Here is a 14,792-nt window from a genome sequence, read left to right on the forward strand (position 1 = left end):
CACCCGGTCGATGCTGTGACAGGAAGGTCCACATGTCACTTCACCTGCATTGGTTTCTCCCGTCCCACGGGGACGGACGTGAGGTGGCGAAGACCCCGGACGGCACCCCGGCGCAGGCCGTCCGGCGCGCACCGGAGATCGACTACCTCGGCCAGGTAGCCAGCGCCGCCGACCGATTCGGCTTCGACAGCGTCCTCGTCCCGACCGGGCTGTTCTGCGAAGATCCCTGGCTGGTCTCGACGGCGCTGGCCGGCCACACCCGCCGACTCAGATTCATGGTCGCCGTCCGTCCCGGATCCCTGGCCCCGACCGTCGCCGCGCAGATGGCCGCAACCCTGCAACGAGTCTCCGGCGGCCGGCTGCTGCTCAACGTCGTGGCCGGGGGCGATCGGGACGAGCAGTTGCGCTACGGCGACTGGCTCGACCACGACGCGCGCTACACCCGCGCCGACGAGTTCCTGGAGGTCCTGTCCCGGGCCTGGACGGGTGACCCGTACGACTTCGACGGGGTCCACTACCGGATTCGTGCCGGCCGGCTCACCCGAAAGCCCCCGGTCCGGCCGACGGTGTTCCTCGGCGGCTCCTCCTCCGCCGCGCACGAGGTGGCCGCCCGTCACGCCGACGTCTACCTCGCCTGGGGCGAGCCACCGGAACCGTTGGCGGCGCTGGTCAAGAAGGTTCGCGACCGGGCCGACACGCAGGGCCGCGATCTGTCCTACGGATCCCGGTTCCACGTGATCAGCCGCGACACCGCCGACGAGGCGTGGCAGGTGGCCCGGCGCCTGGTGGATCGGATGCACCCGGACACCATCGCCGCCGCACAGCAGCGATTCCGAAGGACCGAATCCGAGGGGCAACGCCGGATGGCCGCTCTGCACCGGGGACAGACCGACGACCTGGAGGTGTACCCGAACGTCTGGGCCGGCTACGGACTGGTCCGGCCGGGAGCCGGGATGGCCCTGGTCGGTAGCCACACCGACGTGGCCGACCGGATCGAGGAGTACCACTCGTTAGGTCTGGATCACCTGATCCTCTCCGGCCAGCCGCACCTGGAGGAGGCGTACACCTTCGGTGAGGGTGTCCTGCCGATCCTGCGGCACCGAGGGCTGCTGGCTGATCCGGAAGGAGACCGGTGACCGATCTGCGACAACCTGCATCCCGACGGGCCCTCCTACCGACCGAGTCACTGGCTGTCCCGACGACCGTGCTGGTCGGCAACCCCCGACGGGAGTCCCGCACCCTCACCGTTGCCCGGCACCTCACCGGGGCCCTACGCACCGGGCTCGGCGACTTCGGCGTCCACCTCGCCGACCCACACCTGGTGGATCTGGCGGAACTGGGACCGGACCTGCCGTCCCGACTGATCGCCGGTGCCGCCGGGAACGCGCCACTGGAACAGGTGCTGGCCCGGGTCCGTAGCCCCGGTCTCCTGGTGGTGGTCAGCCCGACCTTCAAGGGCTCCTACACCGGCCTGCTGAAACTCTTCCTCGACATGCTTCCCCGCGAGGGGCTGCGGCCGGGCACGGTCGCGGTACCGGTCATGACGGCTGGGTGGGCACAACACCGCTTCGTCCCGGACGCTCAGCTTCGACCGCTCCTGGTCGAACTGGGGGCTGTGGTGCCAGTACGGGGCCTCGCGGTACTCGAGGAGGAGTTCGGCGATCTCGAGTCCGCGGTCGCCGGATGGACCGAAGCTGCGGTGCCGGTGCTCGCCGCCGTGCTGCACGGCTGCCGGCCCCCGACACCGCTCTCGCCCCACCTCGCCGAACCCGCACCTGTCCCCTGACCTGTGTTTCAGCCCCGCTCAGCCAGGCGATCCGGAAGGAATAAGCGACCATGAGTGAGCAGACCCCGATGCTCGCAGGGCCGACAATGTCGGACGAGCAAATCCGTACCCAGGTCAAGGCCATCGTGCTCGACCTGGCACCCAGCCCGGATGGTCTCCACGGCACGGAGACGGCCTTGGTCCAGGATCTCGGCTTCCACTCGCTGGCCCTGATGGAGCTGGCCTTCGCGCTGGAAGACGAGTTTGACCTGGATCCGATCGACGAGAAGACCGCGCGGTCGATCACCACCCTGCACGCGGTACAGGAGCATGTTCTGCACCGGATCCGGGAGCAGGCAGCGGAGTCCTGACTCCCCACCCGTCGTGGGGCCGGCCGCCGCGAGGGTGGTGGCCGGCCCCGTCGTGCTCCGTCGAGGCGGCCGCTACGCGGCTGCCGTCGACCCGATCCGACATCCGCCGGTGGACGGTGCGCACCGGGGAGCTGCCGGCGGCAGCGGTTCCCCCTCAGCCGATCAGGCGGTAGAGCCGATGGAACCGGTCATCGATCGGCAGCTGGGTGACGGCGGCGAAGCCCGCGTCGGCCGCCAGTCGCCGCATCTGGTCGGGACGTAGTGCGGTGCCGGTACCAGCGGAGGGCTGCTGGCTCAGGCAGGCCGGCAGGCAGTGCAGCACGCTGGTAGCGTACTGAAAGCGTTCGATCTCATCGGCCGGGGCGGTGAACCGCTCCGCCACTCGGGCATCCAGCACCAGCACGGTGCCGCCCTCCACGCACAGCCGCCGGCAGGTGTCCAGCACCTCCACCGGCCGGGCGATCTCGTGCAGGGCGTCGAAGAGGCAGACCAGGTCGTAACGGCCGGCGAGATCCGGGGTCGCCGCGTCGTGGGCGACGAAGGAGACCCGGTCGGTCAATCCGGCGTCAGCGGCGTGCCCACGGGCGTCCGCGATCACGTCAGCATCGATGTCGAAGCCGTCGACGGTGATCGACGGGAAGGAACGGGCCAGGCCGATGCCGGCCCACCCGGCGCCACACGCGACATCCGCCACCCGCGCCGGCCCGGCGGTGAGCCGGGTGTGCACGTCCGGGGCGAAACGACGCAGCCAGCCCGCCAGTTGGTGGGTGAACATCGCCCGGTTGGCGCCGGCGTGTCCCTGGCGCCAGTCGACACCGTAGACCGCATCCGGTACGCCGTCACCGCTGCGATACGCCGCCAGCAGCGCCGGCAGCGCCGCCGCGACCCCGCCCAACGGCAGCACGGCCAGGGCCGCCATCGACACCGGGTTGTCCGTCACGGTCAGCACCTCGGCGTGCGCGGCGGGCAGGGCGAAGACCCGCTGCGCGGCCGGGCGGTTCGGGTCGTCGACCGTGAGCACGCCGGCTACTGCCTGCTGCTCCAGCCACTCGCGGGCGTACCGCGGGTCGACTCCGGCTCGCACGGCGATCTCACTCGCTGTGCCGGGGCCCCTGGTCGCCAGGTCGTCGTAGAGCCCCAGGCGAACCCCGAGGTACATCGACAGAAGCTCCTGGGTTGCCAGCAGGGAGTTCCACATCCGGACCGCGAGGACCCGGGCCTGGGTGTCGGTGGGGGCGGTCATCGGCATCCTCCGGACGAGATGCGTATGGCATGTGCTGTCTCGTCACACGCTAACCCGTCGAAGTCGACATGGACAGCACCGGTCAGCGGGAGATACGGTCCGCACACCCGACACACTACACTGAGGAGAAGGACGTGAACCCAACGCTGGCACGGGTACGCGAGCTGGCGACCCACGTGACGAAGCGGGCGGAGGAGATCGAGCAGCAACGCGGGTTGCCGGACGACCTCGTCGACGACCTCCGCGACGCGGGGTGCTTCCGGATGTTCGCACCGGCCAGCCACGGCGGTGACCAGTTGGACCTGCCGGACGTGCTGGCCGTGTTGGAGGAACTCGCCCGGGCCGACGCCGCCACCGCCTGGACCGTCGGCCAGGTGGCGTTGTCACACCTGATCGTGCGGTGTGGCCCCGCCGAGGCGGTGGAGGACGTGTTCGCCGACGGCCCCGACACGTTGGTCGCCGGGGCAGTGGCGCCGAAGGGCCGAGCCCGCCACACCGACACCGGGTGGCGGGTCACCGGTCAGTGGCCGTTCGTCACCGGTAGCCCGCGGGCGTCCTGGTTCTACCTGAGCTGCGTGGTTGTCACCGGACGAAGCGTGCCGGTCGGGGACGACGGCGTACCGGCCACTCGCATCCTGTACGTGCCCGCGCGGGACATCCGAGTGCTGGACACCTGGCGGGTGCTGGGTCTACGTGGGACCGCCAGCCACGATGTAGCCGTCGAGAAGGCACGGGTGCCCGCGTACCGCGCCGTCGTCGCGGAGAGCGAGCAGGGCGGTGAGGCGGTACACCGAATCGCCGAGTCGAGCCTGATCATCGGTTCGATCGCCGTCGGGTTGGCCGACGGCGCACTGGCAGATCTCGTCCAGGTGGCAGCCGGTGGCAAACGGCCGGCACTGAGCGCCCGGCGTCTCGCCTCCGCACCGGTCTTTCAGGACCGGCTCGGTGAGGCGCAGACCGTGCTGCGCGCGGCCCGGGCCCTGCTGTATGCCGAGGCGTCCGAGGCGCAGGCATCGGCGGGAACCTCGACAGCGCTCCACCGGGCCCGCCTACGGGCGACCGCCGCCCAGGTGACCAGCCTGGCCGGCCAGGTGGTCGATACCGCGCACAAGCTGGCCGGTGGCACCGCCGTCTACGAGGCCTCGCCGCTGCAACGACGGCTACGCGACCTGCACACGGCTACCCAGCACTTCGTGGCCGGCCGTGACTCGTACGCCACGCTCGGCGCACTGGCCGTCGGCGCGGAAGGCGGATCCGGTCCGCTCTGATCGAATCTGGTCGCCCTGGCGGGGCCTCGTTCGTGGTTGCCCAGCGGCAGACGATGGAGAAGAGGCTCGTGGCGACGCGGCCGGGCTTCCCGCCGGCTATCCGACGGGGATCCGGCACCAGCGACAGCGCCCGGAAGCCGTGCGCGCTCCGCGCAGCACCGCGCTCTCCGGGACGGGGTAGGCAGCAGCGTGTTCGGCATCGTACCGTGATGAAGTATCTTGCCTCTGGAGGTTGTCATGAGTGAGCTGTTCTCGGTAGCGGGAAAGACCGCCCTCGTCACGGGCGGCACCCAGGGGATCGGGAGAATGATCGCGCGGGGTCTCGCCTCGGCTGGGGTCCGGGTCTACCTCACCGCCCGAACCAAATCCGACTGTGCGGACGTCGCCCAGGAGCTCACCGCCCTCGGTGGCGAGTGCGTGGCGATCCCGGCTGACCTGTCCGAGGAACAGGAGTGCGCCCGGCTGGCCCGCGAGATCGCCGAGCGCGAGGAGCGATTGCACATCCTGGTCAACAACGCTGGCACCGCGTGGACCGCCCCGGTCGACCAGTTCCCCGCCGCCGCGTGGGACAGCGTGCTGGACATCAGCCTGAAGGCGCCACTGTTCCTGGTACGCGAGCTGGCGCCGCTGTTGCGTGCAGCCGGCACCGCCGACGATCCGGCCCGGATCGTCAACATCGGCAGCGCCGACGCCCAGCGGGTGCCCGAGATGCCGACCTACTCGGCCGCCGCGGCGAAGGCGGCCATCCACCACATCACCCGGATGTTGGCCCACGACTTCGCTCCCACGGTGACCGCGAACGTGATCGCCCCTGGCAGCTTTCCCTCCCGGATGATGGCTGGTGTGCTCGAGGCCATCGGCGAGGAGATCGCCGCGGTCACGCCGTTGCAGCGCATCGGCCGGCCGGAGGACATCGTCGGTACGGTCATCTACCTGTGCAGCCGGGCCGGCTCCTACGTCACCGGCTCGGTGGTCACGGTCGACGGTGGTCTCTCCACCGCACGGACCGGGTACGTGCCGGGCCGGTTCCTCACCGACGAGCAGTGACCCCGCCGACGCCCGGGAGTGCACCGACACCGCGGGGGCCGCACCCGGCGATTTCCGGGCGCGGCCCCCGCGCGGGTCAGGCGGTGGCTTTTGGTGGTAGGTGCAGCCCGAAGGGAAGACCCTGGTTGTCCCGACACTCGACGAAGGCACCCCACTGTTCGGTCGCGGGGCGCATCGGCTCCACCTCACCGCCCAACTCCACCACCCGCTTCATGGCGGCCTCGATGTCGTCGACGGCGAAGTAGAGGTAGTGCTGCGGCGGGCCCGGGTCGCGATGCATGCCACCGGGCACAGCGCTTCCGGTGTCGATCGACCCACCGTGCTCCTGCGCCTGCACCTTCCACCCGAACAACTCGGTGAAGAACGCGCTGGCCACCGCCACGTCCGGCGTTCCGAACTCGAAGTACGACAGATGTCCTGCCACGACCGACCTCCTCCAGTCATCGATCCGGCGAATCGTCACCACCCGACCGGGCGGGCTCGCTAACACAACAAACTACACTAGAATCCAACCCAACATGCTCAGCTAACCTGACGCCACTCACTGGCGTACCGAGCAGAAGAGGTCCCGCCGTGCCCGTCACCGCCGCCCCAACCGACCTGATCCCGGACACCGGCCTCCTCATCGGGGAGACGCGGTCGACCGACCCCACCGGGGGTGTACACCAGCACGTGTACGCCGGCGACGGCCGCCCCACCGCCGAGGTGCCGCTCGGCGGCGCCGTCGAGATGGACACGGCGGTCCGCACCGCCCGGGCCGCACAGGCCGCCTGGGCCGCGACCCGGGGCAACGTCCGGCGGGACCTTCTGCTGCGCCTGGCCGACCTGGTCGAGCGGGACGCGGCGGACCTAGCCGGGTTGCAGACCCTGGAGAACGGTTGCCCCCGGCAGTTCGCCTCCGCCATGCCTGGTGTCGCGATCGAACACCTGCGCTACTACGCCGGCTGGGCAGACAAGATCGGCGGACAGGTGGTGCCGACCTGGCCCGTACGGGCCGTCGACTACACCCTTGACGAGCCGTACGGTGTGGTGGCATTGATCATCCCGTGGAACGGGCCGCTGGTCTCCGTGGCCCAGATGCTCGCGCCCGTCCTCGCCGCCGGCAACGTCGTCGTGCTCAAGCCATCGGAACTCGCGCCGTTCACCGCGCTGCGGATCGGGGAACTCGCGCTCGAAGCCGGATTCCCACCCGGTGTGGTGAACGTCGTGCCCGGCGCGGCGGCCGGCGGCGAGGCGCTCGTCCGGCACCCCGACATCGGGAAAGTGCACTTCACCGGTGGCGGGAACACCGCACGCACGATTCTCGCAGCGGCGGCCGAACACCTGGTCCCGGTCGGCCTGGAGCTCGGCGGCAAGTCCGCGCATGTCGTCTTCGGCGACGCCGACATCCGGATGGCGGCCCGACTGGCGATGAGCGGTGTGGTGGCGCTCAGCGGGCAGGGCTGCGCCAACGGCACGCGCGTGCTCGTCCACTCCTCGGTCTACGACGAGATGCTGCGGACGGTGACCGCCCGGCTGGCCCGGGTCCCGGTCGGCGACCCCGCCCAGGAACGCACCATGATGGGCCCGGTGGTGAGCGAAGGCGCCTGCCGACGGATCCTCGGGGTCGTGGAGCGGGCCCGCGGAGCCCGGCACGGTCGCCTGTTGTCCGGCGGCGAGCGGCTCGGGGGTGACCTCGCTGCCGGATACTTCATCGGACCAACAGTCTTCGCCGATGTGGACCCGGCCAGCGAACTCGCCCAGGAGGAGATCTTCGGGCCGGTGCTGGCGTTCACCCCCTTCGACAGCGAGGAGGAGGCCCTCCGGCTGGCCAATGGCACCCGCTACGGACTCGGGGCGTACCTACACACCAGCGACCTACGGACGGCACACCGGGTGAGCCGGGCCGTCGCCGCCGGCAGTGTCTGGGTCAACGGCGTTCCCGGGGTGCTACCGTCGGCGCCCTTCGGCGGCGTCCGGCAGAGTGGCTGGGGTCGTATCGGAGGCGAGGCCGGCGTGCGGGAGTTCCTCCGTCCGAAAAACGTGTGGATCGCCAGCTGAACAAATCGCCGCACCGAACGGGCGGAACACCGACCCGGGAAGGGCCACGCGGGACACGCCGGCGGATTCACAGCTGCCACGACCGGGCGGTCTCCTGCTCGGCCCACATCCGCGCGTAGCGGCCCTTCCGGGCCAGCAGTTCGTCGTGTCGGCCGGCCTCGACAACCGCCCCGTCGTCGAGCACCACGATCCGGTCGGCGTGCCGGACGGTACCCAGTCGGTGCGCCACGACCAGCACCGTTCGGTCCCGGATCAGGTCAGACAGCGCCTGCTGCACATGCCGCTCGTTGGTGGCGTCCATCGCCGCCGTCGGCTCGTCGAGCAGCACGATCGGAGCGTTCTTGAGAATCGCACGCGCCAGCGACACGCGCTGTCGCTCGCCACCGGAGATGGTGGTACCCCCTTCCCCGACCACAGTGTCACCGCCCTCGGGCAGTCGCGCCACGATCTCGTCCACCCTGGCCCGTGTGGCGGCCCGCCGCACCTCCTCGTCGGTGGCTTCCGGCCGGCCGAAGCGAATGTTGTCCCACACCGACTCGCTGAACAGGTAGCTGTCCTGGAACACCACCGTCACCGCGTCGAACAGGCTCCGGTCGTCCAACTCGAGGAGGTCCACGCCGCCCACCCGCACGGTGCCGGAATCGGGTGCGAAGAACCGGGTCAGCAGGTGCAGACAGGTACTCTTGCCCGCACCGCTGCTGCCGACCAGCGCGGTCACCGTACCGGCCGGCGCGGTGAAGGTGACGTCTCGCAGCGCCGGCCGCGTGGCACCTGGATAGGTGTAGCTCACCGACTCGAAGGCCACGTCGTGCCCCTGCGGCCGGGGGCCCGACCGGACCTCAGGGGGCAGGGGCTCGGCGAGCAGCGCGCCAAGCCGGTCGAGGGCCGCCTCACCGACCCGCAGGCTCTCGGTCTGCTCACCCATGGCCCGCAGCGGACCATGGACCCGCAGCGACAGTACCGCGAAGACGAGGAAGGTGGCCGGCGCCAGGTCACCACCGATCAGCAGGAACGCGCCGACCAGCAGAACCACCGGCAGGCCCAGCTCGATCACCGTCAGGAAGAGCACCAGCGGAACCACCAGGCGGCTGACCAGACCGATGCTGGCGTCACGGTGTCGGAGCAGGGCACGGGCCAGGCGGTCCGCCCGGTCGCCGGTGGCGCCGTGGGAGCGGGCGACGGCGATGCCGGAGACGTACTCCTGGAAGCGCGCCGCGGCCTGGCCACCGGCCCGGGCGCGCTCGGCCGCCAGCCGCGCGAAGGTGCGTTGCGACCACACGTACACCAGCATCGCCAGCGGCACGGTGCCCAACGCGGCCAGCCCCATCTGCCAGTCCACCAGCAGCAGACCCACGGCGATCACGATCGGTAGCAGGGCCGCGCCGATGATGGTGGGGATCGCGCCGAACACCACCGGCTCCAGTTCACTGAGGTGATGCGTGACGAGTGCGGTGAGGTCACCGCTCTGCCGGCTGGTGTGGTATCCGAGCGGCAGCCGCCGCAGGTGCTGCAACGCCCGCAGGCGCAGCTCGCCGAGCAGTTCGAAGGAGGCGACCCAGCTTTGCCGCTGGGCGACCAGGTCGAAACCGAACTGACCAAGCACCGCGGCGACGATGCCGACGGTCCACCAGAGGACTTCCCCCTGGCTGATCGCGGGCCCGCCCAGGTTCGCCTCCCGCAGCCGCTGCAGAACCACCACCAGCAGCCACACCGGCACGGCGGTGCAGACCGCCGCTGCCATCCGGGCGGCGATCCCCCAGAGCTGCTGGCGACGCAGCTGTGGGTCGGAGAGCTCCCACAGCCGCCGAATCAGGGCGGCGGTGCGCCCGGCCACCGGGCGGGTGGACGGCGGCCGAACGGGAGCGGTCGAGGGCGAGGGCGTGGTCGTCATCGGCTCGCTCCGCTCCGCGTGTCGGTGGCGCCCAGGCTCCACCGGGCGCTGGTGGTCGCGTCCTCCCACAACCCGGCGTACGTTCCACCGGCCCGCAGCAGGTCCTCGTGGCGGCCACTTTCGACCACCCGCCCGTCGGTCATCACCACGATCCGGCCGGCGTTCCGGACAGTGGTCAGCCGGTGCGCGATGACCAGCAGGGTGCGCCCGGCGGCGAGACTGGCCACCGCCTGCTGGATCAACACCTCGTTCTCGGGGTCGGTGGACGCGGTAGCCTCGTCCAGCACCACCACCGGTGCGTCCTTGAGCAGGGCGCGGGCGATGGAGATGCGCTGCCGTTCTCCACCGGAGAGGGTCGCGCCCCGCTCACCGACGATGGTGTCGTAGCCCTGTGGCAGGGCGAGGATGAAGTCGTGGCAGCGGGCCGCGCGGGCCGCGCGGTACACCGACTCGTCGTCCACATCGGGCTGGCCCAGCGTCAGGTTGGCCCGAATGGTGTCGTGGAACAGGAACGGATCCTGAAAGACCACCGCGACGGTGTCCATGAGCTGGTCGACCGCCAATTCTCGAACGTCGACGCCGCCTACCGTGACCGTACCGGCACTGACGTCGAAGAATCGGGCTACCAGCCGCGCGATGGTCGTCTTGCCCGAACCGCTCGGACCGACGATTGCGGTGACCTCGCCCGGCTCGGCACGCAGCGTAACCCCCTCGAGCACCGTACGGTCCGGCCGGTAGCCGAACGTCACGTCGGTCAGTTCGACCGCGGCAGGACCGAGCGGCACCCGCTGGTGGGTGTCCGGCAAGGCTGGGGCATCCAGCAGCGCGGCGATCTCGTCCGCGCCGAAGCGGACCTGGCGGAGTTGGGAGCTGTACCCGGTCAGTTTGGTCAGAGGGGCTGTGTAGCCGAGCGACAGCAGCAGGAAGAGCAGCAGGGTGGGCAGGTCGACCGCGCCGTCCCGGTAGAGCCAGAGCCCCACCGGGACAACGACGACCACGTTCGCGGCCATCACCGTGAAGTACGCCGCGCCTCCCGGTAGGAAGGCAGTGCCCCAGCGGGTTTCCGCCGCAACGTAGCCGCGCACTGCGCCCGTGGCTCGGGCCACCGTGTCGGACTGCCGGTTGAACACCTTGACGGTCTTGATGCCGTGCAGGAACTCGGTGATGGCCTGGTTCATCGCCATACCCGCGCCGTGCCACTGCGCGACCCAGGTTCCGGAGCCCCGGGTGGCATGCCGCAAGCCGAGCAGGGCCAGTGGAACGACCGCGACAGCGGCCAGCGCCAGACGCCAGTCGATGGCGAAGAGCCACACGGTGGTGGCAGCGACCACGCTCAGGCTGGCGACGGCGTCGGGGAGCATGTGCGCGACGAAGACCTCGATCCGCTCCACGTCCTCCATTGCCAGCTTGCCGATCGCGCCGCTCCCCCGCCGACTCACCTCGCCGAGCGGCAGCACGGCAAGCCGGTTGGCGATACGCCGGCGTAGCCGATAGAGCAGCCAGTAGGCGCACAGGTGGCTGATCGCCAACGCTCCGCCCATCAGCGTGGTACCCGCGGCGATGGCGACCAACGCGACGAGCGCGTAGCGGGTCAGGGCACCACCATCCGGATCCACCTCGGTGACCAGCTCGACCGCGACCCGGTAGGCCATCAGGTAGGGCACGAGCTGACAGGCCACCGCCGCTACGGCGAGCAGCACCGCCGACAGGAGCCGACGGCGTTCCTGACGGATCAGGTGCCGGAGCAGCCGCCGGCCACGTTGCTCGATGTCGGTCACCTTTGCGGTGGCCATCGGTCACCTCGTCTCCGCCCGCGCCTGCCGTACGACCAGGCCGGACGCCCGGTCAACCCGCCGGGGCCCAGCAAGCGGAATGATAGTCTTTGTCGAAACCCCAGGGAACAGTTGTGTCGGGTCTGTAGTGTGTAGCGTGGCTTCCTTGCCGAAAACAAGGCGTCAGCCCGCACCCGACACCACCACCGCCACCACGTCGTCGACGCTCTCGCGATTCCCCGGGCGAATGCTCTCTCCACCGTCGACTCGATCACAACCGTGACGCTCGCCGGGCGCCCGTGTCGGCGGTCCTGACGGCAGAACCTGCTCGCGGGGCCGCCCGCTCCCGCCGTACCCGATCCGACGGGCGGGGCGCGGACCGGCACGACTGGTCCCAGGAGGGTCGGCGACGGCGGCGCATTGGGAGCATGTCGGTGCCGTGACAAGGGAAGGTACCCTGACGGGCCGGTTGTAGGTTCCTTCGCGCACGAACTCTCTGCCACCGCCGGAGGGCAACATGACAGACCAACCGCCGACTCAGCATTCCTCGCCGGCGTCACACCCGATGCCGGGCAACCCACCCTACCCGCCCTACGGGTATCCTGCGCCATTCAACACCTATGCGATTCTCGCGTTGATCTTCGGCGCGATGGTGTTTCCGCCATTGGGCATCTACTTTGGCAAGAAGGCCAAGGGCCAGATCGCCCAGACGGGCGAACGCGGGGTTGAGCTGGCCACCGCCGGCATCGTGGTTGGTTGGATCTTCACCATTCTCTACGGACTGTTCCTCGTCGTCTGGTGCGGCATGGCTACGGTTCTCCTCGGCTCCGAACTAAGGGATGTCTCGTAATTCGGTGGAGGCGTTGTGCGGCGACGGTGCTGGTGTCACCCGGCGAGGATGATGTTGTGGAGGTGGGCGATGCCGGATGCGGTGTCGGTCAATGTGTGGGCAGCGCGGCGGTTGTCGCGCAGGATCGTGAAGGTCTTCATGCGGGCCAGGGCGTGTTCGACCTGGGCTCGGACGGTGCGGTGGTGCTTGTTGAGGTCCTTCTTCCAGTCGGGTAGGTCACTGCCGTCGGCGGGTTTGCGGTACGGGATGATCACGTCGGTGTTGCCGCGGTAGGCGCCGTCGGCCATGATCGGCCGTCCTGCCAGTTTCTGGTCGATGCCCGAGGTGCGGTAGACGATGGTGTCGTCCCTTTAGAGGTACGACCCTGAGGTGAATCACCCATCGGGCAGGGAACAGCGGCGAGCCCCTCCTAGTGCAGCCCCGCATAAGTTCTTGACGGGTCATGCGGCCTTGAGGGGGCGGCCGTCGTAGGTCCAGCGGAAGGGTTTCGCGGTCCGGTTGTAGTGGGTGAAGAACTTGAGGATCTTGTTGGCGAGGTGCTCGCGGGAGGTGAACTCGCCGCGACGCAGTAGCCTGCGGGTCAGGATCGAGAAGACCAGTTCCACTATGTTCAGCCAGGACGCGTGTTTCGGGGTGTAGGTCACGCTGAACCTCGGGCGTGCGGCCAGCCAGGCCCGGGTGGCTTTCGAGGTGTGACTGGACCCGTTGTCCAGGACCAGGTGAATCCGCAGGTGGGCAGGGGTTTCGAGGTCGATCTCGGTGAGGAAGTCGAGGAAGGCGTCGGAGTTGTTGCGGTCGATGATCTTCGGCCGGACGGTGCCGTCGGAGACGTCGAGGGCGGCCATCAGTGAGACGGTGCCGTGTCGGCGGTACTCGAACTCGCGGCGTTCCGGGCGGCGGTGCCCCGCGCGGCGGGTCCGGTATCGGCGTGACTTGGCCTGAATACCGGTCTTCTCGTCCACGCTGAGCAGTACCGTGCCGGCGGGAACATGCTGGTAGAGAGTGCAGATCTGCTCGGCACGGGCGAAGAAGCCGGGATCGTCGGGCCGGTTGAGCCAGCCCCGGACTCGGTGCGGTTTGATGTCGACACCGGCCAGGATCCGCCCGACCTGGCTGGCGGAGATCGCGATGCCGTGCCGCTGCCGCAGGTGCCCGGCGATCAGCGGGTGGGTCCATTGGGCGTCGGTGTCGGGTGGCTCACTGGTCGCGGTCGCGATGATCAGCAGGTGTACGTCGATGTCGTAGAGCGGCGGGCGTCCCGGGCGGGGCCGGTCGTTAAGGGCGCGCATGCCCCGGGTGCGGTAGTCGCGGCGGGTCTTACGCACGGTGGCCACCGTGCAGCCGACCTGCCGGGCGATCTGCGCGTTCGGGACCCGGTTCGCGGCGGCGAGCAGGATCCGGGCCCGGCGGACCTGCCGGAACTGTGCGCTGGACTGCCCGGCGATTCGGGTCAGGGCCTTGCGGCGGCGCCGGGTCAGCTGGACCCGGTCGACAGGTTGCAGCCTGGCCATCAGCGGCAAGCCCTCATTCCATGATCGACGAAGGTGACGATCATGGACGATGCCGCAGGAACGGGCGTGTCGGCAGGTGACGACACGCCCGGAGTTGATCACACTGGACGCCGTGCCCGTACCCAGCAAACGCGTCAAGGACGACCTCGCCGCCGACCTCGACCACCACGCCTCACAGGTCTGGCCCGGCCTGGAAGAAGTCACCATCCGCTGGCGCGGCAGCCACGGCTACGTCACCGCCTGGACCAGTGAAGACGACGGCGTACCCGTCTGCCGCCTCGAATACCTCGGCTTCGACGACGTCTACGGCTTCGCCCTCCACGACCCGGCCACCGACACCTACACCCACAGCCTGCTCCCCGACGGACACCCCGAAGGCAGCCCACAAGACGCCCTCGACTGCGCCATACGACTGCACCTGACCGGCATCGCCGATCAGCCCCTCAACGACGAAGACGACTGACAACCAACCCCGCACGACCCGTCAAGAACTTATGCGGGGCTGCACTAGCCGACTCGACGACACCGCTTACGGTGTCTGCATAGGCCGCAGTAACCTTCTAGCCACAATCCCGACAAGTGACAAAACAAGCATCCAAGCGGCACCTGTCAGGAGGATCTGCACGAACCGAGGCACGACCCAACCATATGCGAAAAAAGTTAGGCCGTCGTGCTCGCGGGACGATTCTGGAATCAACACCTCCCATTCATAGTTGCCATCTGGGTCTACTCCCAGAGCACTCCAGCCAGTAGTGACAGGAACACCATAGACCGGGCCTGAATTGTCGACTCCGACCCGGTCCCAGTGTGCTACGCACCGACTGTGTTGTCTTTCTAGCCGATCATAGGTTACATAGCAATTGTCCACCGTGATTCGAGCTGGCGCCGGCATGAACCCCACAGCGAAGGCGATCGCGGTCACGGTCACGGCTACGACAAGACTCGTTAGGGTTAGCGACCCTCGGCTGGTCGCGACGGTGGGCGCAGGCATGATGTCCTATCGTGTCGGTTGTGGCGTAACGCGCGGACAGGGA

General features: G+C 69.4%; 13 protein-coding genes and 1 pseudogene. 8 read left to right on the plus strand and 6 right to left on the minus strand.

Features of this window, described 5'->3' with window-relative positions; genetic code table 11:
- Positions 1-32 precede the first annotated feature (32 nt).
- Genes STROP_RS14220 through STROP_RS14230 form a run of 3 tightly spaced genes read left to right on the plus strand, consistent with a single transcriptional unit; the run spans position 33 to position 2,136 of the window.
- On the plus strand, positions 33-1,136 hold the full coding sequence (locus tag STROP_RS14220; protein WP_012014055.1) for an LLM class flavin-dependent oxidoreductase: 1,104 nt from the start codon (positions 33-35) through the stop codon (positions 1,134-1,136).
- Complete coding sequence (locus STROP_RS14225) at positions 1,133-1,786, plus strand: NADPH-dependent FMN reductase (protein ID WP_012014056.1); 654 nt, start codon at positions 1,133-1,135, stop codon at positions 1,784-1,786. The genes STROP_RS14220 and STROP_RS14225 overlap by 4 nt, the downstream gene beginning before the upstream one ends.
- A 50-nt stretch (positions 1,787-1,836) precedes the next feature.
- The gene (locus tag STROP_RS14230; RefSeq protein ID WP_018833575.1) at positions 1,837-2,136 is read left to right on the plus strand and encodes an acyl carrier protein; all 300 of its coding nucleotides are present in this window, start codon (positions 1,837-1,839) and stop codon (positions 2,134-2,136) included.
- Positions 2,137-2,290: 154 nt separating this feature from the next.
- Here STROP_RS14230 and STROP_RS14235 read toward each other — a convergent pair whose 3' ends face one another.
- A complete protein-coding gene (locus tag STROP_RS14235) occupies positions 2,291-3,379 on the minus strand; it encodes a class I SAM-dependent methyltransferase (protein ID WP_012014058.1) in 1,089 nt (362 codons plus the stop codon).
- 68 nt (positions 3,380-3,447) lie between these two features.
- Between STROP_RS14235 and STROP_RS14240 the strand changes: the two genes are divergently transcribed.
- Together STROP_RS14240 and STROP_RS14245 are read left to right on the plus strand one after the other, a co-directional pair.
- Positions 3,448-4,647 carry an acyl-CoA dehydrogenase family protein gene (locus tag STROP_RS14240; RefSeq protein ID WP_012014059.1) on the plus strand — a complete coding sequence of 400 codons (1,200 nt, stop codon included), beginning with the start codon at positions 3,448-3,450 and terminating at the stop codon, positions 4,645-4,647.
- Positions 4,648-4,884: 237 nt separating this feature from the next.
- Entirely contained in the window at positions 4,885-5,694 is an 810-nt protein-coding gene (locus STROP_RS14245; RefSeq protein WP_012014060.1) for an SDR family oxidoreductase, read from the plus strand.
- Positions 5,695-5,770: 76 nt separating this feature from the next.
- Here the strand turns inward: STROP_RS14245 and STROP_RS14250 are convergent, their stop codons facing one another.
- A complete protein-coding gene (locus STROP_RS14250; RefSeq protein ID WP_012014061.1) occupies positions 5,771-6,118 on the minus strand; it encodes a VOC family protein in 348 nt (115 codons plus the stop codon).
- Between the two features lie 149 nt (positions 6,119-6,267).
- On the opposite strand from STROP_RS14250, the gene STROP_RS14255 reads away from it, so the two are divergent.
- Positions 6,268-7,734: an aldehyde dehydrogenase family protein gene (locus STROP_RS14255; RefSeq protein ID WP_012014062.1), complete on the plus strand. Its 1,467-nt coding sequence runs from the start codon at positions 6,268-6,270 to the stop codon at positions 7,732-7,734.
- A 67-nt stretch (positions 7,735-7,801) separates the two neighbouring features.
- Here STROP_RS14255 and STROP_RS14260 read toward each other — a convergent pair whose 3' ends face one another.
- Together STROP_RS14260 and STROP_RS14265 are read right to left on the minus strand one after the other, a co-directional pair.
- A complete protein-coding gene (locus tag STROP_RS14260; RefSeq protein ID WP_012014063.1) occupies positions 7,802-9,625 on the minus strand; it encodes an ABC transporter ATP-binding protein in 1,824 nt (607 codons plus the stop codon).
- Positions 9,622-11,418: an ABC transporter ATP-binding protein gene (locus STROP_RS14265; protein WP_012014064.1), complete on the minus strand. Its 1,797-nt coding sequence runs from the start codon at positions 11,416-11,418 to the stop codon at positions 9,622-9,624. The genes STROP_RS14260 and STROP_RS14265 overlap by 4 nt, the downstream gene beginning before the upstream one ends.
- Positions 11,419-11,962: 544 nt before the next feature.
- Between STROP_RS14265 and STROP_RS14270 the strand changes: the two genes are divergently transcribed.
- Positions 11,963-12,247: a DUF4190 domain-containing protein gene (locus tag STROP_RS14270; RefSeq protein ID WP_026275457.1), complete on the plus strand. Its 285-nt coding sequence runs from the start codon at positions 11,963-11,965 to the stop codon at positions 12,245-12,247.
- 35 nt (positions 12,248-12,282) lie between these two features.
- Here STROP_RS14270 and STROP_RS14275 read toward each other — a convergent pair.
- Positions 12,283-12,597 (minus strand): annotated as a pseudogene (locus STROP_RS14275) (transposase family protein); the annotation flags it as partial.
- Positions 12,598-12,687: 90 nt separating this feature from the next.
- Positions 12,688-13,758 carry an IS630 family transposase gene (locus STROP_RS14280; RefSeq protein WP_011905904.1) on the minus strand — a complete coding sequence of 357 codons (1,071 nt, stop codon included), beginning with the start codon at positions 13,756-13,758 and terminating at the stop codon, positions 12,688-12,690.
- Between the two features lie 49 nt (positions 13,759-13,807).
- On the opposite strand from STROP_RS14280, the gene STROP_RS25195 reads away from it, so the two are divergent.
- Positions 13,808-14,221, plus strand: coding sequence for a hypothetical protein (locus STROP_RS25195; RefSeq protein WP_011905905.1), 414 nt, complete (start codon positions 13,808-13,810; stop codon positions 14,219-14,221).
- Positions 14,222-14,792: the final 571 nt, after the last annotated feature.

This window comes from Salinispora tropica CNB-440 (assembly GCF_000016425.1).
GTDB lineage: Bacteria > Actinomycetota > Actinomycetes > Mycobacteriales > Micromonosporaceae > Micromonospora > Micromonospora tropica.

Bases quoted from the DNA above. Each gene is read 5' to 3' on its own strand.
- STROP_RS14280 (WP_011905904.1), bottom strand. From the start codon at position 13,758: ATGGCCAGGCTGCAACCTGTCGACCGGGTCCAGCTGACCCGGCGCCGC.
- STROP_RS14265 (WP_012014064.1), bottom strand. From the start codon at position 11,418: ATGGCCACCGCAAAGGTGACCGACATCGAGCAACGTGGCCGGCGGCTG.
- STROP_RS14245 (WP_012014060.1), top strand. From the start codon at position 4,885: ATGAGTGAGCTGTTCTCGGTAGCGGGAAAGACCGCCCTCGTCACGGGC.
- STROP_RS14240 (WP_012014059.1), top strand. From the start codon at position 3,448: ATGGACAGCACCGGTCAGCGGGAGATACGGTCCGCACACCCGACACAC.
- STROP_RS14260 (WP_012014063.1), bottom strand. From the start codon at position 9,625: ATGACGACCACGCCCTCGCCCTCGACCGCTCCCGTTCGGCCGCCGTCC.
- STROP_RS25195 (WP_011905905.1), top strand. From the start codon at position 13,808: ATGCCGCAGGAACGGGCGTGTCGGCAGGTGACGACACGCCCGGAGTTG.
- STROP_RS14270 (WP_026275457.1), top strand. From the start codon at position 11,963: ATGCCGGGCAACCCACCCTACCCGCCCTACGGGTATCCTGCGCCATTC.
- STROP_RS14230 (WP_018833575.1), top strand. From the start codon at position 1,837: ATGAGTGAGCAGACCCCGATGCTCGCAGGGCCGACAATGTCGGACGAG.
- STROP_RS14235 (WP_012014058.1), bottom strand. From the start codon at position 3,379: ATGACCGCCCCCACCGACACCCAGGCCCGGGTCCTCGCGGTCCGGATG.
- STROP_RS14220 (WP_012014055.1), top strand. From the start codon at position 33: ATGTCACTTCACCTGCATTGGTTTCTCCCGTCCCACGGGGACGGACGT.